Below are 19920 nucleotides of genomic sequence, written 5' to 3'. Positions count from 1 at the left end.
CTAAAATTGAGCGCATGCGCATAGTTGTCTTAGTTTCCGGCACCGGGTCCAATCTGCAGGCCGTGATCGACGCCGTTGCCGCGGGCGAGCTGCCCGTGGAGATTGCCGCCGTGGGTGCGGACCGGCCGGGCACCGTCGGCATTGAGCGCTCCGCCGCCGCCGGCCTGGAGACCTTCGTGGTGAACTTCAAGGACTATCCCGCGCGTGCGGACTGGGACGCCGCGCTGCTGGACGCCGTGGCCGCCCACCGACCGGACTACGTGGTCTCCAGCGGTTTCATGCGCATTGTGGCGCCTGGCTTCATCGACGCCTTCGAGGGCCGCTACGTCAACACGCACCCCGCACTGCTTCCGGCCTTCCCCGGCGCCCACGGGGTCCGTGACGCACTGGCCTACGGCGTGAAGGTCACCGGCTGCACCGTCCACTTTGCCGACGCCGGCGTGGACACCGGCCCCATCATCGCCCAAGCCCCGGTGGCCGTGCTGGACGGGGACACCGAGGAAACCCTGCACGAACGCATCAAGGTGGCCGAGCGCGAACTTCTCATCCAGGTCCTGGGGGACCTGGCGCGCGCCTGACCCGTGCAGGTCTTGGGGCGATTTCTCCGTTTGCCGGGGTTTTTCGTCGACGATCTGCACCATGGACCGGGCGGCTACTTGCGCTTTCGGCCCAACAGCAGCGAGGCGAGCGCGGTGGCGCCCGTGACCGTGTACACGGCCGGCCAGGCGCCCATCTTCTTGGCCAGCGGATGGGACGCGCCAAAGGCGGCAAGGTAGGCGCCGGTCAGGCCGGCGGCCCGCCCGGTGCCGGCGTTCCTTCGCCAACCGAGAAACGCGGCCGCGCCGGCAGCTGCCAGGACGGCGCCACCCAGCCGGCGGTCCTGGGTGGCGCGCGCAGCCTGGATGTGCAGGCAAGAGTATCGGCTGAAGTTGGTCAAAACCTGGGCGGCGGCTAGTGCAGCACGGCGCCCTTTGTCTCCGGGGCGGCGACGGCCATCCACAGGACGGCCAGCAGCACCAGCCCCCCGGTCAGCGCGAACGTCAGCGGAAGCCCCAGCACCGGCCACAGCAGGGAACCGAAGATGAGCGGGACCAGGCCGGCGCCCACACGGGACACGGTGGACGCCCAGCCGAACCCCGTGGCGCGCAGCTCCGTGGGGTACAGCTCCGAAACGTAGGTGTAGAGGACCGGGATGGCCACCTGGACCACAAAGCCAAACACCAGCAGCCACAGCTGGGCGGCGGCCGGCGCGTCCAGGACCAGCGCGAAGATGACCAGCGACAGCGCGGCGCCGGGGCCCGTGACGGCCAGGATCCACTTGCGGCCCACCCGTTCCACGAGGAGCGCCGCGGCCACCACGCCCAGGAAGCCGATGGCCGTCATGGACGCCGTGGCCATGAACGCCTTGTTTTGCGCGTATCCGGTGGCCACCAGGATGGACGGCATCCAGGTCAGCGCGCCGTAGTACACGAGCAGGATCGTCAGGAAAAGCGACCACGCAACCCCGGTGACACGCCAGTTGTAGCGCCACAGCCCGGCCAGCTGGCCGGTCACCCTGCCGAGCGACAGCCGCGGGGCGGCGGCGGGATCGGGCAGCTTCCAGGGCCCCACCACGGCGCCGGTCCGCTCGATGAGCCGCTCGATGACCGCCCTGGCCTGGTCCGGCTTCCCCGCACGCACCAGATACAGGGGGGATTCGGGCACGTGCGTGCGCACCCAAAACACCAGCAGGGCCGGCAGCACCATGACCAGCATCAGGTAGCGCCAGTTGCCGAAGGACGCCATCAGCACGGCCGAGACCACCCCGCACAGCGACGCGCCCACCGGCCACCAGGCGTCCATGGCGGTCAGGACACGGCCGCGGTGTTTGCGCGGGGTGAACTCGCCCACCAGCGCGTAGTCCACCGGGATGCAGCCGCCCAGCCCGAAGCCGGCCACGAAGCGGAAGACGCAGAACAGGACAATGTCGTTGGAGACGGCACCCAGCACCGTGAACACGGAGAAAATCAGCAGCGTCAGGGTGAACGCGGTCTTGCGCCCGATCACGTCCGCAATGGACCCCCACGCAAAGGCGCCCACGGCCATGCCGATCAGGTTCGCCGTGCCGATCCAGGCGGCCTGCCCCGGCGCCAGGCCCCACTCCTTCGACAGCAGCGGGATCAGGAAGCCGTTGAGCGTGACGTCCCAGGCGTCGAACATGAAGCCGAGGCCGCCGATGAGGAAGATGCTGCCCTGCACCCGCCACCGCCACGGCAGTTCCTGGACCACCACGTCGCCCGTGATTGTTGCCGTGTTTGTGCCCATGGCGCCCATCCCCGTTTAGTTAGAGTCATTTTTACCAGAATAGACGACGTCGGACACGGCCTTGCGCAGGGCCGTTGCGTCGTCCCCGTCCCGGCTGGGGCTGACGCGGTTGGTGAGCAGCGCCACCGTGATGCCGTTTTTACGGTCCGCAAGCAGCGAGGTGCCGGTGAAGCCGCCATGCCCGCGGGCGTGCCGGCCGCGGGTTCCCATCCATGGCTGCTGGTTGATGCGCAGCCCCAGCCCGTGGCCGTACCCCGGGTGTTCCGGGTTGAAGTTGCGCCCGAGCACCTCGGGGAGCTGGCTGCGCCACATGTCGGCGGCGAGGGCGGGGGACAGGATGCCGGGCAGGCCCAGCCGGAGGGCCTCGCCAAAGGCCGCCAGCCCTGGCGCGGTGGCGAACATTCCGGCGTTGCCGCTGAGCCCGCCAAGCGACCACGCCGCCTCGTCGTGCACAATCCCCCGGACCAGCCCGCGGCCCAGCGACGGCTGGTATTCAGTGGGCGCGCACCGTTCCGGGCCCGGGGTGCCGGCGATCCCGCCGGTGCCGAGCCTGGACAGCACGTTGTCCGCGAGCAGCTCCGCCCACGGCCTGCCCGTGACGTGTTCGGCCAGCGCCATGGCGGTGTTGTAGCCGGCGCAGGAATACTCAAAGCGCGTTCCGGGCGCGGCCTCCAGCGGCGTGCCGAGGAGGTCGGCGACAAGCAGGACGCGGTCAAAGGACCGGCCCTCCCGCAACGCGCGTTCCCAGCCGCGCCACTCCGACGGCAGGCCGGACGTGTGGGTGAGCAGGTGCCGCAGCGTGACCCGGGCCTTGTCCCCGTGCCCGTAGGCCGGCAGCCAGCCGCCGATCGGCGCGTCCAGCTCCAGGTGGCCGCCGTCCACCAGGGACAGCAGCGCGGCGGTGGTAAAAAGCTTGGTCACGGAGGCAAGGTCGAAGAAGGTTTCCGGCACGGCGGCGCCGGCCGTGACGGCGGGCAGCACCTCCCCGTCAAGTACGACGGCGCAGCTCGCCGCGGGTGCCACGCCGTCCGTGACGGCCTGGTCGAGGAGGCGCTGCAGTTCGGTGGTCACGTGTCCGTAAGGTGCAGGCATGGGTGGGCTCCGGCGTCGTACTCTTATCGGGTTCCGGCGGTGATGGCGGCCGGCAGGAAGCCCTGGCTTTGTTCGAGCAGCTCGGCGGCGCGGGCGGCGGGGAGGCCGGTCATGACGGCGAGGATGGCCGCCTTGACGTGGCCGCCGGCGGCTTCCAGGGCCGCGGCGGCGGTGGCGGCGTCGCAGTCCGTGGCGCGCATCAGGGTGCGTTCGCTGCGGGCGCGCAGCTTGGCGTTGGTGGCGCGCAGATCCACCATGAAGTTCTTGTAGGTCTTGCCGAGGCGGACCATGGTGGCGGTGCTGAGCATGTTCAGGACCAGTTTTTGGCAGGTGCCTGCCTTCAGCCGGGTGGAGCCGGTGAGGACTTCCGGGCCCACCTCGATCTCCAGGGCGGCGTCCGCGGCGGCGCCGAGCGGGGAATTTTCGTTGCAGGAGAAGCCCACCGTGTAGGCGCCCTGTGCCCTGGCGGCCGTGACGGCGGCGATGACGTACGGGGTGCGGCCTGAGGCGGCGATGCCGATGACGGAGTCGTTGGTGGTGAGGCGCAGCGCGGCCATGTCCTGTTGGGCGTTTTCGGCGCTGTCCTCGGCATCTTCCACGGCCTGTTTGACGGCCGCGCGGCCGCCGGCGATGACGCCCACCACCTGCGTGGGGTCGGTGCCGAAGGTGGGCGGGCACTCGCTGGCGTCCAGGATCCCGAGCCGCCCGGGGGTGCCGGCGCCCACGTAGACGAGGCGGCCGCCGCGCTTCATCCGCCGGGAGATTTCATCGATGATGGCGGCAATGGCGGGGACGTGGCGCTGCACGGCCGCAGGCACCAGTGCGTCCTCAGTGTTCATGGCGGCGGCGAGCTCCCTTGTGCTGAGGGCGGCCAGGTCCGGGTAGGCGGGGTTGGCGGATTCGGTCACGAGCAACTCGAGCTCGGACCGCAGTTCATTCTCCGAAGGGGTCAAGGCTGGCCTTCCATTTCATGACTGGCTGCGCCGCCGTGGGCGGTCAATTGCCCGGCGGTAACCAGTCTAATTGCCCGCGATGGTCCACCCGCGTCAGGCCCCTCGCTGGTGCGGTTTGCCGCCGGCAACGATGGCATCTGCCCTCGTGCCGGAGGATCTGCCTGCGTCAATCCCGGGCCGGAACAGGTACCGTGGGAGCACCTGCCCACGACGATAGCGGCCACTCGAGGTGCCACAGTGAAAAAGCCAGCACGTTCTCGTTTGTCCCGGGGGCAGGACACCGCCTTGCACGTGCGACGGCGGTACAGCGTGGCCGCAATGGTCGGCGTCGGCGCCTATGTGGGCGTCGACGCCGTGTTGCAGCGGCTGCCGCCCCACTACAGCCTGGTTCGCGACGCGGAGAGCAACCTTGCCGTGGGGCCGTTTGGCTGGATCATGAATTTGAACTTCGTCGGACGGGCAGCCTCGACCCTCTGCCTGGTGCGGGCGGTGCTCGGAACCGGGCCCGCATCCCCGCTCAGGACGACCGGTGCGGCACTGCTGGGTCTCGGCGGAGCGTGCTCGGGCATCCTGGCTTTCTTCCCCACCGATATTCCCGGCGGTGACGCGCCTGCCGGCGCCGGGGCCGGCACGTGCGTCAACGCCGGGAATTGCCCCTCGGCTCCCGACCGGGCAGCCGGCGCCCCCGGCCGGGCAGCCGCCGCCCCCGGCCTGTCCGCGACCACCTGGGCCGGCTCCGTCCATCTGGCGGTGGCGGGCGTTGGATTTTTGGCCGCATTCGCCGGCATCCTGGTGCTGACGGCATGGCTCCGGACGTGTCCGCGGCTGCGGCGGACTTCCGCGCTGGCCGCGGGATTTTGCGCGCTGACAGCCGCGGGCCTGGGCGCCCTGGGCCTGAGCGGCAGATATGTCCCCGCCTATCTGGGCCTGGCGGAGCGAATCGCGCTGGCCGGGATCCTGGGTTGGGCGTTCTCCGTGTCGGCGGGCCTGCGTTCCCTGCAGCCGCCGCCGGCCGGCCCCGCTACTCCCGTGAGTTCAGGAGGCGGACGACTGCCTGCGCGCTGACGCGGCTGAAGCCGTGGCAGTGGATGGTGGTCAGGGCGGTGCCCGTGGGCGTGCCGGCCTCCGGGGCCAGCCCGGCGTTGATGCACAACGCCTGCGGTGCGACGGCGGCCACCGCGGCGAGCGTTGCCTGCTGCCCGGGCGACGCCAGGGAATCGACCAGGACCAGGACCGCCTCGCCCAGCGACGCACCGGCGGACACCAGAAACGACAAGTTCTCCGCATTGAGCAGGTCCACGTCCGGGACACAGACCTGGTGCCTCTCCAGCAGCGCCGTGGCGAGAAAGTTTTCCGTGGGGCCTGCCGCCATGTTGTGGCCGGTGCGGGCATCGACCAGTGTCACCACGGCGTCGGGCCCGGCCAGCGCAAGCGCTCCGGCACCCTGGTCCACGCGGCACGCCCGCGCGGCGACATCCACCCAGTCGATGGCCTCGCCCGAAGCGCCAACCCCGGAAGCGCCAACCCCGGAAGGGCCCGTGCCGGAAGCGCGGTCGCCGGAACCCTGCGACGCGGCGAAGGCCCGCTCCGACCACTGCGCAAACGCCGCCACGCGCCCGGCGGCCGCCTGCAGCACGGCGGCGGGCAGGCGTCCGGAGGCAACGGCGTCGTACACGGCGTCAAACACCTCGGTGAAGCAGGCCTCGTCGTCGCGGCCGGTGGTGTAGGCGTTGAGCGGGTTGCCCACGCAGAGCAGGTCCGCGCCGGCCAGCAGCGCCAGGACGGCGCCCTCGCCCGGGCCCACGGTGGCGCGGACGGCCGCCATGTCCAGGGCGTCGGTGACCAGCAGGCCCCCGAACCCCATGTCCCGCAGCAGCGCCCCGGCCCTCGGGTTGAGCGTGGCGGGGGCCTCGCCCAGCTCGGGGACGATGAGGTGGGCGCCCATCACGGCGGCGGCACCGGCGTCGAACGCGGCCTGGAAGGGCGGCAGGTGGTGCTCGCGCATTTGCGCCAACGTCAGCTCCACGCGCGCCACGTCCAGGTGGGAATCCGCCACGGTGTCGCCGTGCCCGGGGAAATGCTTGGCGCAGGCCCCGACACCGGCCTGCTGGATCCCGGCCACCGCGGCGGCCGTGTGCCGGCTGACCAACCCCGTGGAGGAACCAAACGCGCGCACGCCGATGACGGGGTTGAGCGGGTTGGTGTTGACGTCGGCCACGGGCGCGATGGCCAGGTTCACGCCCGCGTCCCGGCAGAGACGGCCGATCGCCCTGCCCGCGGCGGCCGTCACCTCCACGTCGTCCAGCGCGCCGAGGACGGCCGCGCCCGGGATGGCCGAGCCCTCCCTCGCCTGCAGGCGCGTCACGTTCCCGCCCTCCTCGTCCACGCCGACGACGGCGGACGGGTTGGCTGCGCGGATGGCGGCGGAGAGCGCCGGGAGCTGTCCGGGGACGTCGGGATCGATGTTGTGGCTGAAGTAGACCACGCCGGCCAGGCCGTTGCGCAGCGCCCGGTCCAGCCATTCCGGGACCGTGGTGCCCACGAAGCCGGGCCAGATGACGGAGCTGACCAGGCGGGTTGGATCGGCGGCGGGAACGGGGGAGTGGCGGGGGTCACGGAGGGCCATGGCTGAAAGCCTACCCGGTGGTAGTGGCATAAACTCTAGGAGTCGCCATCATCGACCAACCCTACGGAGAAATTCTGTGACCAGCGTGCTTAACCGTGTTCCAATCCGCCGGGCCTTGATCTCGGTCTACGACAAAACCGGTTTGGAGGAGCTGGCCACGGGGCTGCACGCCGCCGGAGTCTCCATCGTTTCCACCGGCTCCACGGCTGCGCGGATTTCCGCCGCCGGCGTCCCCGTCACCGAGGTTTCGGAGCTCACGGGCTTCCCCGAATGCCTGGACGGCCGGGTCAAGACGCTGCACCCCATGGTCCACGCCGGCATCCTGGCCGACCGCCGCCTGCCGGACCACGTCCGCCAGCTGGAGGAACTGCACGTGGAGCCGTTCGACCTGGTGGTGGTGAACCTGTACCCGTTCGTGGAAACCGTGAAGTCCGGCGCCGAACAGGACGCCGTGGTGGAACAGATCGACATTGGCGGCCCGTCCATGGTCCGCGCCGCCGCCAAGAACCACCCGTCCGTGGCCGTGGTGGTGGACCCCGCCAGGTACGACGACGTGGTGCTCGCCGCGGCCGAGGGCGGCTTCACCCTGGCCGCGCGCCAGCGCCTGGCCGCCGCCGCCTTCGCCCACACCGCCTCCTACGACAACGCCGTGGCCGCCTGGACCGCGTCCCAGTTCCTGGACGAGGACGGCGACGGCCTCATCGACTGGCCCGCCTACGCCGGCTACTCGCTGGAACGCTCCGAGGTGCTGCGCTATGGCGAAAACCCGCACCAGCAGGCCGCGCTGTACGTGGACAGGGCCGCCCCGGCAGGGATCGCGCAGGCGGACCAGCTGCACGGCAAGGCCATGAGCTACAACAACTTTGTGGACGCCGACGCCGCCCTCCGCGCAGCCTTCGACTTCGCCGAACCCGCCGTGGCAGTGGTCAAGCACGCCAACCCCTGCGGCGTGGCCGTGGCGTCCGACGGCGCGGCGGACCCCATCGCCGACGCCCACCGCAAGGCCCACGCCTGCGATCCCGTCTCCGCCTACGGCGGCGTCATCGCCGCCAACCGCACCGTCACGGCCGCCATGGCGGACACCGTCAAGGGCATCTTCACCGAGGTGGTCATCGCGCCGGACTTTGAGCCCGGGGCCGTGGAGATCCTCTCCGCGAAGAAGAACATCCGCCTGCTGGCCCTGCCCGAGGGCTACGGCCGGTACCCGGCCGAGGTCCGCCAGGTCTCCGGCGGCATGCTGGTGCAGATGAGCGACCGGATCGACGCCGACGGCGACGACCCCGCCAACTGGACGCTCGCCGCCGGCCCCGCCGCCGACCACGCCACGCTGGCCGAGCTGAAGTTCGCCTGGACCGCCGTCCGGGCCGCCAAGTCCAACGCGATCCTGCTGGCCAGGGACGGCGCCACGGTGGGCATCGGCATGGGCCAGGTCAACCGCGTGGACTCCTGCAAGCTGGCCGTGGAACGCGCCAACACGCTGGGCATCCAGGTGGAATCAGCGGTTGACGCGGCGGGCGGCGCCGCGGGTCCCGGGGGCGCTTCCGAACAGCGTTCGCTCGGCTCCGTTGCCGCTTCGGATGCGTTCTTCCCCTTCGCCGACGGCCTGCAAATCCTGCTCGACGCCGGCGTCCGCGCCGTGGTCCAGCCCGGCGGCTCCATCCGCGACGAGGAAGTCATCGCCGCCGCCAACGCGGCCGGCGCCACGATGTACTTCACCGGCTCCCGCCACTTCTTCCACTGACAGCACGGACACTGACAGCACGGACATGTTGCCCGGGGCACCGTCCGGGGGCATGCTCAGGTGAACGCAATACCGGGAAGTCGGTCATGCAGGGGGAGCAGGAACCATGCCAGGTGCGGTGTGGGTCGTGGCGGCGGTAGGCGTCCCTGCGCTCGTCATCGTGACGTTGGTGGTGCTGCTGGTGGTGGGCAGGGTGCGCCCGGGCGCACCGGCTCTGTGCCTTGCCTGGTTCCCCTACCCGTCGCCCGGTTCCGGCTTGCGGGCGCCCAGCTCGGCGTCGAGGCGCAGGAGGCCGTCGCCGTCGTCGCCGATCAAATTGATGCGGCCAATGATCTCGCTGACCGTGGATTCCTCTTCGAGCTGTTCGTTGATGAACCAGTTCAGCAGCGGGATCGAGTCGATGTCGCCCACTTCCTGGGACATCCGGTACAGGTTCCGAATGGACTCGGACACCTGCTGCTCGTTGTCCAGGGCCGCCTTGAAGGCGTCGAGCGGCGTCTTGATGGTGAGGCCGGGGGCCTCGATGGTTTCAATCTTGGGGCAGGCCTCGCGGTCCGTCATGTGGTCGGTGAACCTCTGCGCGTGCCCTAGCTCTTCCCCGGACTGGATCAGGAACCAGCTGGCCATGCCGGGCAGGTCCCTGTAGTCCATTTCGATGGACAGCTGGCGGTACACCATGGCGGCCTTGAGTTCCATGGTGACCTGGTCGTTGACGGCGTCTGCGAATTTCCCTTTGAGTTCCATGGGTTCCACGCTACTGACCGCGGGGCGTCTTGTCAGGTGCCCGCTTCACGCCGGGGGTCCCTTCCCTGCCCGATACGCTCCAAAGCGGCCCGTTCGGGTAAGTTGGAGGGGAAAGAAATAGAAAGTAGTTGCGCAGCTATCCATTGAATTCTCGTAGGAGACGCCTCACCCATGGCCAAGATTATCTACACCCACACCGACGAAGCGCCCATGCTGGCGACCTATTCACTCCTGCCGATCGTCCAGGCGTTCGCCTCGAAGGCAGGCGTGGACATCGAGACGCGCGACATCTCGCTGTCCGGGCGCATCATCGCCGTCTTCGGTGACTACCTCCCCGAGGACCAGCGGGTCGAGGATGCCCTGGCCGAACTTGGCGCACTGGCCAAGGACCCTGATGCCAACATCGTCAAGCTGCCGAACATCAGCGCGTCCATCCCGCAGCTGAAGGCCGCCGTCGCCGAACTCCAGGGCCAGGGCTTCGCGCTCCCGGACTACCCGGACGATCCCTCCACCGATGAGGAAAAGGACGTCCGCGCCCGCTACGACAAGATCAAGGGCAGCGCCGTGAACCCGGTCCTGCGCGAAGGCAACTCGGACCGCCGCGCACCCCAGTCGGTCAAGAACTACGCCAAGGCCAACCCGCACAGCATGGGCGCCTGGTCCGCCGATTCCAAGACCAACGTGGCCACCATGGACGCCGGCGACTTCCGCCACAACGAGAAGTCCGTGGTCATCCCCGCCGATGACAAGGTCAAGATCCAGTTCGTCGCCGGGGACGGCACCGTCACGGTGCTCAAGGACTCCTTCCCTGTCCTTGCCGATGAGATTGTGGACGGGACGGTCATGAACGCCGCCGCCCTGGACACGTTCCTGGCGGCCCAGATGGCCCGCGCCAAGGAGGAGGGCGTGCTGCTCTCGGCCCACCTGAAGGCCACCATGATGAAGGTTTCCGACCCCGTCATCTTCGGCCATGTCGTCAAGGCGTACTTCCCGGAGCTGTTCGCCAGCTACGGCGACGCCCTTGCCAAGGCCGGCCTGAGCCCCGCCAACGGCCTGGCCTCGATCCTCAACGGTCTTGACGCCCTGCCCGCCGACGTCCGCGAGGGCGTCAAGGCAGCCATCCAGAAGGGGTACGAGGACGGCCCCTCGCTGGCCATGGTCGATTCCGACAAGGGAATCACCAACCTGCACGTCCCCTCCGACGTGATCGTGGACGCCTCCATGCCCGCCATGATCCGCACCTCCGGCCACATGTGGGGCGCCGACGGCCACGAACACGACACCCTCGCCGTCCTGCCGGACAGCAGCTACGCCGGCGTCTACCAGGTGACCATCGACGACTGCCGCGCCCACGGAGCCTTCGACCCCACCACGATGGGCACCGTCCCGAACGTGGGCCTCATGGCCCAGGCCGCCGAGGAATACGGCAGCCACGACAAGACGTTTGTCCTCGACGAGGCCGGCACCGTCCAGATCGTGAACACCGCCGGCGACGTCCTCATCTCCCACGAGGTTGCGCCGGGGGACATCTGGCGCGCCTGCCAGGTCAAGGACATCCCGGTGCGCGACTGGGTCAAGCTGGCCGTCACGCGCGCCCGCGCCTCGGCGATGCCGGCCGTGTTCTGGCTGGATCCGACCCGCGCCCACGACGCCAACCTCATCAAGAAGGTCAACGAGTACCTCAAGGAGCACGACACCGAGGGCCTGGACATCCGCATCCTGTCCCCGGAGGAGGCCACCGCGTTCACGCTGGAGCGCATCCGCCGGGGCGAGGACACCATCTCCGTCACCGGCAACGTGCTGCGCGACTACCTGACCGACCTGTTCCCGATCCTGGAGCTGGGCACCAGCGCCAAGATGCTCTCCATCGTGCCGCTGATCGCAGGCGGCGGGCTCTTCGAGACCGGTGCCGGCGGCTCCGCCCCGAAGCACATGCAGCAGCTCGTGAAGGAAAACCACCTGCGCTGGGACAGCCTGGGCGAATTCCTGGCCCTGGCCGTCAGCTTCGAGCACCTGGCCGTCTCCAAGGGCAACGCCCGCGCGCAGATCCTGGCCGACACCCTGGACCGCGCCACCGGCACGTTCCTGTTGGAGAACAAGTCACCCAAGCGCAAGGTCGGCGAGATCGACAACCGGGGCAGCCACTTCCACCTGGCCAAGTTCTGGGCCCGGGAACTGGCCGGCCAAACGTCCGACGCCGGCCTGGCGGCGGACTTTGCGCCCGTCGCAGCGTTCCTGGCGGACAACGAGGAGGCCATTATCTCCGAACTGCTCGCCGTGCAGGGCGCCCCGGTGGACCTGGGCGGCTACTACCGCACCGATGCGGCCAAGGTGGCCGCCATCATGCGCCCCTCCGCGACGCTGAACAAGGCCATCGACGCGCTCGGCTGACAGCGGTCGTCGGGCAACGTCCGGCGGTCGCGCCTGTCCGGTGATCGGGCGTGTCGAGATCCAGGGTCGCCCCCGACACCGGCAACAATAAAAGCCCGCCTCCACAGGAGGCGGGCTTTTTATTGTCCCCGGGCCCCGCCGTCGTGCCGTTCGGCGCAAAAATGCATCTGTTACCAGATCTTTACGCTAAACGTGTCCGGCGCCACATTTGGGAGGGTAGTGTCAGATCTCGTGAAGAGCAGGGAAACCCGGGGACGACGACGTCCGCCGGGCCTTTGCGACATAGTCCGGAAGGCGAATCTATGTACCGTAAGAAAGTGATGACCACGCTGGCTGCTGCCGCCACGCTTGGCATGCTCATGGCAGGTTGTGCGAATCAGGCAGCCCCTGAGAGCAGCGGAAGTGCCGGGGGAGGCTCATCCAAAGTCAATATCCCGGCGCTGACCTCGATCGAAACGCCTAAGGATGCGGTGCTCCCCGCAGGCGACGGCAAGGCCACCTGCCCGTCGACCACCACGCTGGCGTACATCGGGGCCGAGACCGGCGCCAATGCCCAGCTCGGAATCAACATCTTCAACGGCATCCAGCTGGCCATCAACCAGCACAACAAGTCCAATGCCAACTGCCAGGTCCAGTTCAAGAAGTTTGACACGGAAGGCGACCCGAACAAGGCCACCGGCCCCGTCACCCAGGCCACGAAGGAAGCCAACATCATCGGCGTCGTGGGCCTGCCGTTCTCCGGCGAGTCCAAGGCAACCGGCAACATCTTCGAGCAGCAGAAGCTGGTCCACATCACCCCGGCGGCCACGAACCCGACGCTGACGGACAACGGCTGGACCACCTTCTTCCGCGGACTGGGCAACGACGCGGTGCAGGGCCCGGCGGCCGCGAAGTTCATCACCGGCAAGCTCGGTGCCAAGAAGGTCTACCTCGTCCAGGATGATTCCGATTACGGCATCGGCCTGGGCAAGACAACCTCCGACGGCCTGGGTGCGGCCCTCATCGGGACCGACAAGGTCACCACGGGCCAGAAGGACTTCTCGGCCACGATCTCCAAGATCATGAACGCCAAGGCGGACGCGGTGTTCTACTCCGGCTACTACGCCGAGGGCGCGCCGTTCGACCAGCAGCTGGTCGCCAAGGGCTACACCGGAACCTTCATCGGCCCGGACGGTCTCAAGGACGACCAGTTCATCAAGCAGGCCGGCGATGCCTCGGCCAACGCGTTCTTCACCTGCCCCTGCATCCCGGGCGAGCTGATCCCGACGTTTGAATCCGCCTACAAGGCCCTGAACAACGCGGAACCCGGCACGTACTCCATTGAGGGTTACGACGCCGCCACCGTGCTGCTCGCGGGCATTGACGCCGGCAACCAGGACCGGTCCAAGCTCCTCACCTGGGTCAAGGGCTATGACAAGGACGGACTGAGCAAGCACTACAAGTGGAACGACAAGGGCGAGCTTCAGGCCCCGACCGTCTACGGCTACAAGGTTGAGAACGGTAAGATCGTTCCGATCGGCGCCATCGGCGAGTAATCCAAGCGCACATGGCTGTGGGACGGGGGACCTCCGGCCCACAGCCTTTGCGTGCCGCCCTATCCCGTTCGCTCTACCGGCAGAGCCCGGCCCATCCGATGCCAAGGGCGCTGCCAAGATCAGGATGTCCGCATGATTCCCACCTTACTAACGCTCCTGCCCGCAGCCTCGGCAGACGACAGCTCCTGGATCACCTTCGATATCCCGTCGCTGATGCAGAACTTCTGGTCCGCCACCTTCGACGGCCTGACCTTCGGCTCCATTTACGCCCTGGTGGCCCTGGGCTACACACTCGTCTACGGCGTGCTGAACCTCATCAACTTCGCGCACTCCGAAGTGTTCATCATGGGCTGCTACGGCGTGTTCTTCACGCTCAGCTTCCTGGGCTTCGGCCCGTCCGCACCGAATCTGTCCGTCGGCTCGATCATCGTCAACCTGCTGCTGGCGCTCGTCGTGGCCATTTGTGCCTCCGCGCTCACGGCGTTCCTGCTGGAGCGGCTGGCCTATAAACCGCTGCGCAAACGCAACGCGCCCCGCCTGGTCTTTCTGATCACGGCCATCGGCGCCTCGTTCACCATCCAGTACACGATCTTCCTTGTCCGCGGACCCAACCCGGAGCCGGCGCTGACCATGTTCAAGTCGCGGCCCATCTTCGAGGTCTTCGGCACCTTCATCTACGACCAGCAGTTGATCATTGTCATCGCGGCGGTCATCATGATGGTCATCACGGAACGCTTCATCAGCAAGTCCCGCACCGGCCGCGGCATCCGCGCCGTGGCGCAGGACCCGGACACCGCCACACTGATGGGTGTCAACAAGGAAAAGATCATCATCACCACGTTCGTGATCGGCGGCATCCTTGCCGGCGCGGCCGCGTTGTTCTACGTCATGAAGATCCCCTCCGGTGTGCAGTACAACGGTGGATTCATCCTGGGCATCAAGGCCTTTGCCGCAGCCGTCCTTGGCGGCATCGGCAACGTCCGCGGGGCCCTGCTCGGCGGCCTGCTGCTCGGACTGATTGGCAATTACGGACAAATCCTGCTGGGCAACTCCCAGTGGACCGACGTCGTGGCGTTTGTGGTCCTGGTGCTCGTGCTGCTGTTGCGGCCAGAGGGCATCCTGGGCACCTCGCTGGGAAGGAGCAAGGCATGAGCATGGTAGACGGGCCAACACCCCTTCACACGGCGAAGGGGGACCAGGCGGCGGAGAACCGCGAGGCGGTCGGAACCCCGCCCGGCTCCAGTGCCGCCGCGGTGCGCCGGGGCTGGTTTGGCGGACTCGGTGAGAAGTGGCAGGCACTTCCGCGGCAGAAGCAATGGGCGTTCCTGATCATTGTGGTGATCCTGGCGTACCTGCTGCCCATCATCAATCCGCCGCTGATTTCCACCGAACCCGGCAACGACTTTGCCCTGGCCTGCCAGACCATGGCCGTCTGGGCGCTCGTGGCAGTGGGGCTGAATATTGTGATCGGCTACGCCGGCCTCCTGGATCTGGGCTACATCGCCTTCTTTGCCGTCGGGTCCTATGTGACGGCGATGCTGACCAGTTCCGACTCCACCTTCCTGAAGATCCCGTACCTGTGGACCATTCCCGTGGCCATGGCCGTGACCATGTTCTTCGGCGTGCTGCTCGGCGTGCCGACCCTGCGCCTGCGGGGGGACTACCTGGCCATCGTCACCCTCGGATTCGGTGAGATCGTCCGCATTCTCGCCACCATCATCCCGGCCATGAAGGGCCAGGTCGGCTTTCAAAACGTGGGCCACCCGCCGGGAACCGATGCCAGCGGCGTGCCAATCTTCGCCAACTCCAACGGCACACCGTGGTACTGGCTCACTCTGACGATCTTGATCATCGTGCTGCTGCTCGCCGGCAACCTGGAACGCAGCCGCGTGGGCCGCAATTGGATCGCCATCCGCGAGGACGAGGACGCCGCGGAGACCATGGGCGTCCCCACCTTCAAGTACAAGGTGTGGGCCTTCGCGATCGGCGCCGGCGTCGGCGGATTGTCCGGTGCGCTGATGTCCGGTCAGGTCGGCTTCGTCAACAACCAGAAGTTCGACGTCGTCACCTCCGTGCTGTTCGTCGCCGCCGTCGTGCTGGGCGGTGCAGGCAACAAGGTGGGCGCCATCCTGGGTGGTGCCCTCGTGGCGTACATCCCCTTGCGGTTCACGGCGATCGCCGACTACAAGTACCTGATCTTTGGTTTGGCGCTGGTGCTGATCATGATCTACCGCGCCCACGGACTGCTGGCCGCGCGGCAACAGCTGCTGGCCTATGGCAGGAACGCGTACGCCGCGGTGAGGGCCGGCGCCGACGCCAAGGCCGCCAAGACCAAGGCCGAGCCCGGGACGGAGGCCGCATCATGACTGAGTCGACTGAAGAAACGGGACGCCATGCCGGCATCCCCGGCGTGGACACGGACGTGGCAGAGGCTGCGGCCGCGGAACGCGACATCGCCGTCAAGGTCGGTGACGACCTGGTCGAGGTGAAAAACCTGACCATGAAGTTTGGCGGCCTGCTGGCGCTGGACAACATCAGCTTCACCATCAAGCGCGGAGAGATCCTGGGACTGATCGGCCCGAACGGCGCCGGCAAGACCACCTGCTTCAACGCCATGACCGGGGTGTACAAGCCCACCGGCGGCCAGGTGCTGTTGGAGGGGCGGGTGCTCAACGGGGTCAAGCAGCACAAGATCACCCGCGCCGGCCTGGCCCGCACCTTCCAGAACATCCGCCTCTTTGGCGAGATGACGGCACTGGAAAACGTGGTGGTGGGCCTGGACGCCCGGCACAAGACGTCCGTGATCGGGGCACTGCTGCGCCTGCCGCGGCACATCCGGGAGGAAAAGTCATCCATTGAGCGCGGGATGGCCCTCCTGGAGTTTGTGGGCATCGCCGACCAGGCTGCCACGTTGTCCCGCCACCTGCCCTACGGCAGCCAGCGACGCCTGGAAATTGCCCGCGCCCTGGCCACGGACCCGAAGGTCCTGTGCCTGGACGAGCCCGCGGCAGGCTTCAACCCCGCGGAAAAGGAAGAGCTCATGCAGCTCATCCGGACCATCCGCGACGACGGCTACACCGTGCTGCTGATTGAGCACGACATGAAACTGGTCATGGGGGTGACCGACCGGATTGTGGTGCTGGAGTTCGGGAAGAAAATTGCCGACGACGTGCCATCAGTGATCAGGGAAGACCCCAAGGTCGTTTCCGCTTATCTGGGGGAGCCCGAAGATGACTTTGCTTGAGCTAAAAAACATTTCCGTCCACTACGGGCGGATCCAGGCCATCAAGGAGATGTCCTTCACGGTGGAGGAAGGGGAGATTGTTTCCCTGATTGGCGCCAACGGCGCCGGCAAGACCACCACCATGAAGACCATTTCGGGCCTGCTGAACCCCACCGGCGGGATCATCTCGTTCATGGGGGAGGACATCACCAAGATGAAGGCCCACATCCGGGTGGTGCAGGGGATCTCCCAGGCACCCGAGGGACGAGGGATCTTCCCGGCCATGACGGTCCTGGAAAACCTTGACATGGGCACCTTCGGCCGCAAGGACCGCACGGGCGTGAAGGACGACCTGGAGCGCGTGTTCACGCTGTTCCCGCGGCTGCAGGAACGCCAAAAGCAGTACGGCGGCACCATGAGCGGCGGGGAGCAGCAGATGCTCGCCATCGGCCGTGCCCTCATGTCCCGCCCCAAGCTGCTGTTGCTGGACGAGCCTTCCATGGGGTTGGCCCCGCAGTTCATCCGGCAGATCTTCAAGATCGTCACCGAGATCAACACGCAGGGGACCACGGTGCTGCTCGTGGAGCAGAACGCCAACCAGGCGCTGGCCCGCGCGCACCGTGCCTTTGTCCTGGAGACGGGGGAGATCACGCACAGCGGCACCGGCAAGGAGCTGCTGGCCAACCCGGCCATCAAGGAAGCCTACCTGGGCGTCGGCTAGTGCGCTGAGCTGCACGGAATTGGGGGCTGGTGCCCGCACCGCGCCGCCAGCCCCCAATTCCGCTCCGCTCACGGCAAATCCCTCGCGTTTGTGGGCCCCTGGCGGTGGCGGGGCCGGCGTTTTTTGTAGTCGACGTAAAGGAGACCGTAAGGCCGCCCGCGGCCGTCGGTCGGATAGTCGACGGAAAAATGCCGGTCCGCCACCGCCAGCGCCGTGTTCGCTAGAGGTCCGTGCGGGAATCGTTCGGGTACGTCACGCCCAGCTGGCGGCGGGCCTCGTCGAAGAGCTCCATGATGGCCAGGGAATCGTCCAGCGGCATCGTGGCGCTCTCGGTCAGCCCGGCCTGGATGCAGCGGGTCACCTCGCGCAGCTGGTAGGTGTAGCCCCGGCCGGGGTGCTCAAACGATTCCATGCGTTCGGAATCCCAGCCCACGGAGACGCGCAGCGCCTTGGGGTTGTTGACCGATCCCACCGTCTCGAGGAAGCCCCTGGTCCCGGCCACGGAGGCCGTCCGCGGACCCTGCGCGCCAAGGTAGCTCATCAGCTGCGCCTGCGCGCCGTTGGGGTAGCCCAGGGCGAGTGAATTCTGCGCGTCCACGCCCAGGGCTGTGAGCTCGCCCGTGGCCGACACGGAGGCCGGCTTTCCCAAGGTCGCCCACGCCCACAGCAGCGGGTAGACGGTGATGTCCAGCAGGGCTCCGCCGCCGTCGGACGGGGCCCAGATGCGGGCGGTGTCATCGGGCGGCGCCGGGAAGCCGAGGTCCGCGCGCACCCACTTGACCTCGCCGATCTCCCCGGACTCGACAATTTCCAGCGCCCGCTGGAAGCCCGGCACAAAACGCGCCCAGATCGCCTCCATGAGGAACAGGTTCCGTGCCCGGGCCAGTTCAATCAGCGAGCGGGCTTCCGCGGCCGTGATGGTCAGGGACTTCTCGCACAGCACGTGCTTGCCGTTTTCCAGCGCCGCCCTGGCAATGTCGTAGTGCTGGGCGTGCGGCGTGGCGACGTACACCACGTCCACGTCCGGATCCTGCACCAGCTGGAGATGGCCCGGGCCACCCAGGCCGTCGCGTCCGCCGTCGTAATAGCGGGTGGCGAAGCCGAACTTTTCCGCGAAGGCCGCCGCGCCGGCCTCGCTGCGCGAGCTGACCGCCTGCAGCACGGCATCCTCCAGCAGGGCCAGGTCGCCCGTGACGGTCGTGGCGATGCCGCCGGTCGCCACCACGCCCCAGCGCAGGGGGGTGCCCGTGGCGGAGAGGGTCTCGGGGTTGAAGGTGGTGTACCAGTCGGGCCGGCCGACAAAACGGGGAATGGTCATGGCGCCATTCTGCCAGCAATGGCGCCGCGGGGTTTCGACAGGCCCAACCACCGGACATGACAAGGGCCCCCGGATCCCGACGGGCCCGACCAGCGGTGGTCGAGCCCGTCGAGACCCGGGGGCCCTGTCCTTGGGCTACTTGGTCAGCGGGCCCAGGACCTTGTCGTTCGCGTACTGCTCGGCGGCGTTGGCCTTGGTGACGATCTTGGGAACGAGCAGGAACGCCGGGACAACCTTGGTGCCGTTGTTGTAGGAGGTCGGGTCGTTGATCTCCGGCTTGGTCCCCTTCTGCAGGCCCTTGACCATCTCGATGGCGTGGTTGACCAGCGCGGTGGTGTCCTTGTTGATCGTGGAGTACTGCTCCCCGGCCATGATGGACTTGACGGATTCAACCTCGGAATCCTGGCCGGTGACAATCGGGACGGGCTTGCCGGCGGCCTTCACGGACGTGATGATGGCGCGGGCCAGGGTGTCGTTCGGGGACAGCACGCCGTCCAGGGCGGCGGAGCCGTAGCTGCCGACCAGGAGCGAGTCCATGCGCTTCTGCGCGTTCTCGGCCTTCCAGCCCTGGGTCACGGCCTGTTCGAACGTCTTCTGGCCGGAGACCACCTTCAGCGTGCCGTCGTCGATCTTCGGCTGGAGGATCTTCATGGCGCCGTCAAAGAAGACCTTGGCGTTGGCGTCGTCGGGGGAGCCGGCAAAGAGCTCGATGTTGTACGGGCCGGTCGGCTTCTTCGCCTTCATGCCGTCCAGCAGGGCCTGCCCCTGCAGCTCGCCGACCTTGAAGTTGTCGTAGGCCACGTAGTAGTCGACGTTGGGGGTGTTCAGCAGCAGGCGGTCGTAGGCAATGACGGTGGCGCCGGCGTCCTTGGCCTGCTTGAGCTGCGTGCCGAGCTGGCCGCCGTCGATGGCGCCGACGATGATGACCTTCGCGCCCTTGGTGACCATGGCGCTGATCTGGTTCTGCTGCTCGGCAACACCGTTGTTGGCAAACTGGACGTCGCCCTTGAAGCCGGCCTGGGTCAGCCCGTCGTTGAAGAGCTTCTCGGCCAGCACCCAGTTTTCACTGGTCTTCTGCGGAAGTGCGACGCCGATCAGGGAGCCCGCCGCGAAGCCGCCCGCGCCGCTGGAGGAGGCCGCCGGCGATTCGGAGCGGCCGCAACCCGTGAGCGCCAGGGCGGAGACCGCCAGGACAACCGCCACGGACTTGGCGGTCTTGTTGAGCTTGAACATGGGTGTTCGCTTTCTGTTGGGTTTCGTGAGGTGATGCTC

The 19920-nt window shown here is 67.9% G+C and carries 17 protein-coding genes; 9 read left to right on the top strand and 8 right to left on the bottom strand.

Features of this window, described 5'->3' with window-relative positions:
* Window positions 1-14 precede the first annotated feature (14 nt).
* Window positions 15-578, top strand: a complete 564-nt coding sequence (purN, locus tag G6034_RS02005) for a phosphoribosylglycinamide formyltransferase (protein WP_176633434.1) — start codon at window positions 15-17, stop codon at window positions 576-578.
* Window positions 579-652: 74 nt separating this feature from the next.
* Here the strand turns inward: purN and G6034_RS02000 are convergent, their stop codons facing one another.
* Genes G6034_RS02000 through murQ form a run of 4 tightly spaced genes read right to left on the bottom strand, consistent with a single transcriptional unit; the run spans window position 653 to window position 4349 of the window.
* Window positions 653-937, bottom strand: a complete 285-nt coding sequence (locus G6034_RS02000; protein WP_176633433.1) for a hypothetical protein — start codon at window positions 935-937, stop codon at window positions 653-655.
* Window positions 938-951: 14 nt separating this feature from the next.
* Window positions 952-2304: an MFS transporter gene (locus G6034_RS01995; protein ID WP_176633432.1), complete on the bottom strand. Its 1353-nt coding sequence runs from the start codon at window positions 2302-2304 to the stop codon at window positions 952-954.
* 15 nt (window positions 2305-2319) lie between these two features.
* Window positions 2320-3396, bottom strand: a complete 1077-nt coding sequence (locus G6034_RS01990; RefSeq protein ID WP_176633431.1) for a serine hydrolase domain-containing protein — start codon at window positions 3394-3396, stop codon at window positions 2320-2322.
* A 23-nt stretch (window positions 3397-3419) separates the two neighbouring features.
* A complete protein-coding gene (gene murQ, locus G6034_RS01985) occupies window positions 3420-4349 on the bottom strand; it encodes an N-acetylmuramic acid 6-phosphate etherase (protein ID WP_176633430.1) in 930 nt (309 codons plus the stop codon).
* A 318-nt stretch (window positions 4350-4667) separates the two neighbouring features.
* Between murQ and G6034_RS01980 the strand changes: the two genes are divergently transcribed.
* Entirely contained in the window at window positions 4668-5414 is a 747-nt protein-coding gene (locus G6034_RS01980) for a DUF998 domain-containing protein (RefSeq protein ID WP_246295243.1), read from the top strand.
* Here the strand turns inward: G6034_RS01980 and G6034_RS01975 are convergent.
* Window positions 5371-6975, bottom strand: a complete 1605-nt coding sequence (locus G6034_RS01975) for a glycoside hydrolase family 3 protein (protein WP_176633428.1) — start codon at window positions 6973-6975, stop codon at window positions 5371-5373. The two genes, G6034_RS01980 and G6034_RS01975, sit on opposite strands and share 44 nt — an antisense overlap.
* 76 nt (window positions 6976-7051) lie before the next feature.
* Between G6034_RS01975 and purH the strand changes: the two genes are divergently transcribed.
* Window positions 7052-8716 carry a bifunctional phosphoribosylaminoimidazolecarboxamide formyltransferase/IMP cyclohydrolase gene (purH, locus tag G6034_RS01970; protein WP_343037896.1) on the top strand — a complete coding sequence of 555 codons (1665 nt, stop codon included), beginning with the start codon at window positions 7052-7054 and terminating at the stop codon, window positions 8714-8716.
* 234 nt (window positions 8717-8950) lie between these two features.
* Here purH and G6034_RS01965 read toward each other — a convergent pair whose 3' ends face one another.
* Window positions 8951-9460, bottom strand: coding sequence for a ferritin (locus G6034_RS01965; protein ID WP_176633426.1), 510 nt, complete (start codon window positions 9458-9460; stop codon window positions 8951-8953).
* 171 nt (window positions 9461-9631) lie between these two features.
* Between G6034_RS01965 and G6034_RS01960 the strand changes: the two genes are divergently transcribed.
* From G6034_RS01960 to G6034_RS01935, 6 genes are all read left to right on the top strand, one after another.
* Window positions 9632-11851, top strand: coding sequence for an NADP-dependent isocitrate dehydrogenase (locus G6034_RS01960; RefSeq protein ID WP_176633425.1), 2220 nt, complete (start codon window positions 9632-9634; stop codon window positions 11849-11851).
* A gap of 302 nt (window positions 11852-12153) precedes the next feature.
* Entirely contained in the window at window positions 12154-13386 is a 1233-nt protein-coding gene (locus G6034_RS01955; protein ID WP_176633424.1) for a branched-chain amino acid ABC transporter substrate-binding protein, read from the top strand.
* A gap of 132 nt (window positions 13387-13518) precedes the next feature.
* Complete coding sequence (locus G6034_RS01950; protein ID WP_176633423.1) at window positions 13519-14538, top strand: branched-chain amino acid ABC transporter permease; 1020 nt, start codon at window positions 13519-13521, stop codon at window positions 14536-14538.
* Window positions 14535-15752 carry a branched-chain amino acid ABC transporter permease gene (locus G6034_RS01945; protein ID WP_176633422.1) on the top strand — a complete coding sequence of 406 codons (1218 nt, stop codon included), beginning with the start codon at window positions 14535-14537 and terminating at the stop codon, window positions 15750-15752. Before G6034_RS01950 ends, G6034_RS01945 begins: the two co-directional genes overlap by 4 nt.
* The gene (locus G6034_RS01940) at window positions 15749-16630 is read left to right on the top strand and encodes an ABC transporter ATP-binding protein (RefSeq protein WP_176633421.1); all 882 of its coding nucleotides are present in this window, start codon (window positions 15749-15751) and stop codon (window positions 16628-16630) included. The genes G6034_RS01945 and G6034_RS01940 overlap by 4 nt, the downstream gene beginning before the upstream one ends.
* Entirely contained in the window at window positions 16617-17330 is a 714-nt protein-coding gene (locus tag G6034_RS01935; protein ID WP_176633420.1) for an ABC transporter ATP-binding protein, read from the top strand. Before G6034_RS01940 ends, G6034_RS01935 begins: the two co-directional genes overlap by 14 nt.
* Before the next feature lie 220 nt (window positions 17331-17550).
* Here the strand turns inward: G6034_RS01935 and G6034_RS01930 are convergent, their stop codons facing one another.
* Both G6034_RS01930 and G6034_RS01925 read right to left on the bottom strand, forming a co-directional pair.
* A complete protein-coding gene (locus G6034_RS01930) occupies window positions 17551-18648 on the bottom strand; it encodes a Gfo/Idh/MocA family protein (protein ID WP_176633419.1) in 1098 nt (365 codons plus the stop codon).
* A gap of 135 nt (window positions 18649-18783) precedes the next feature.
* Window positions 18784-19881 (bottom strand): substrate-binding domain-containing protein, encoded by a 1098-nt coding sequence (locus tag G6034_RS01925; protein WP_176633418.1) that lies wholly within the window; start codon window positions 19879-19881, stop codon window positions 18784-18786.
* Window positions 19882-19920 lie beyond the last annotated feature (39 nt).

This window comes from Arthrobacter wenxiniae (assembly GCF_013376105.1).
In the GTDB taxonomy this organism is placed as follows: domain Bacteria; phylum Actinomycetota; class Actinomycetes; order Actinomycetales; family Micrococcaceae; genus Specibacter; species Specibacter wenxiniae.
This window is presented reverse-complemented; position numbering and strand designations above follow the sequence as displayed.

Excerpts from the sequence above, each read along its gene's own strand:
- purN (WP_176633434.1), top strand. The coding sequence starts at position 15 with ATGCGCATAGTTGTCTTAGTTTCCGGCACCGGGTCCAATCTGCAGGCC.
- G6034_RS01995 (WP_176633432.1), bottom strand. The coding sequence starts at position 2,304 with ATGGGCACAAACACGGCAACAATCACGGGCGACGTGGTGGTCCAGGAA.
- G6034_RS01990 (WP_176633431.1), bottom strand. The coding sequence starts at position 3,396 with ATGCCTGCACCTTACGGACACGTGACCACCGAACTGCAGCGCCTCCTC.
- G6034_RS01980 (WP_246295243.1), top strand. The coding sequence starts at position 4,668 with ATGGTCGGCGTCGGCGCCTATGTGGGCGTCGACGCCGTGTTGCAGCGG.
- G6034_RS01975 (WP_176633428.1), bottom strand. The coding sequence starts at position 6,975 with ATGGCCCTCCGTGACCCCCGCCACTCCCCCGTTCCCGCCGCCGATCCA.
- G6034_RS01965 (WP_176633426.1), bottom strand. The coding sequence starts at position 9,460 with ATGGAACTCAAAGGGAAATTCGCAGACGCCGTCAACGACCAGGTCACC.
- G6034_RS01960 (WP_176633425.1), top strand. The coding sequence starts at position 9,632 with ATGGCCAAGATTATCTACACCCACACCGACGAAGCGCCCATGCTGGCG.
- G6034_RS01955 (WP_176633424.1), top strand. The coding sequence starts at position 12,154 with ATGTACCGTAAGAAAGTGATGACCACGCTGGCTGCTGCCGCCACGCTT.
- G6034_RS01950 (WP_176633423.1), top strand. The coding sequence starts at position 13,519 with ATGATTCCCACCTTACTAACGCTCCTGCCCGCAGCCTCGGCAGACGAC.
- G6034_RS01945 (WP_176633422.1), top strand. The coding sequence starts at position 14,535 with ATGAGCATGGTAGACGGGCCAACACCCCTTCACACGGCGAAGGGGGAC.
- G6034_RS01940 (WP_176633421.1), top strand. The coding sequence starts at position 15,749 with ATGACTGAGTCGACTGAAGAAACGGGACGCCATGCCGGCATCCCCGGC.
- G6034_RS01935 (WP_176633420.1), top strand. The coding sequence starts at position 16,617 with ATGACTTTGCTTGAGCTAAAAAACATTTCCGTCCACTACGGGCGGATC.
- G6034_RS01930 (WP_176633419.1), bottom strand. The coding sequence starts at position 18,648 with ATGACCATTCCCCGTTTTGTCGGCCGGCCCGACTGGTACACCACCTTC.
- G6034_RS01925 (WP_176633418.1), bottom strand. The coding sequence starts at position 19,881 with ATGTTCAAGCTCAACAAGACCGCCAAGTCCGTGGCGGTTGTCCTGGCG.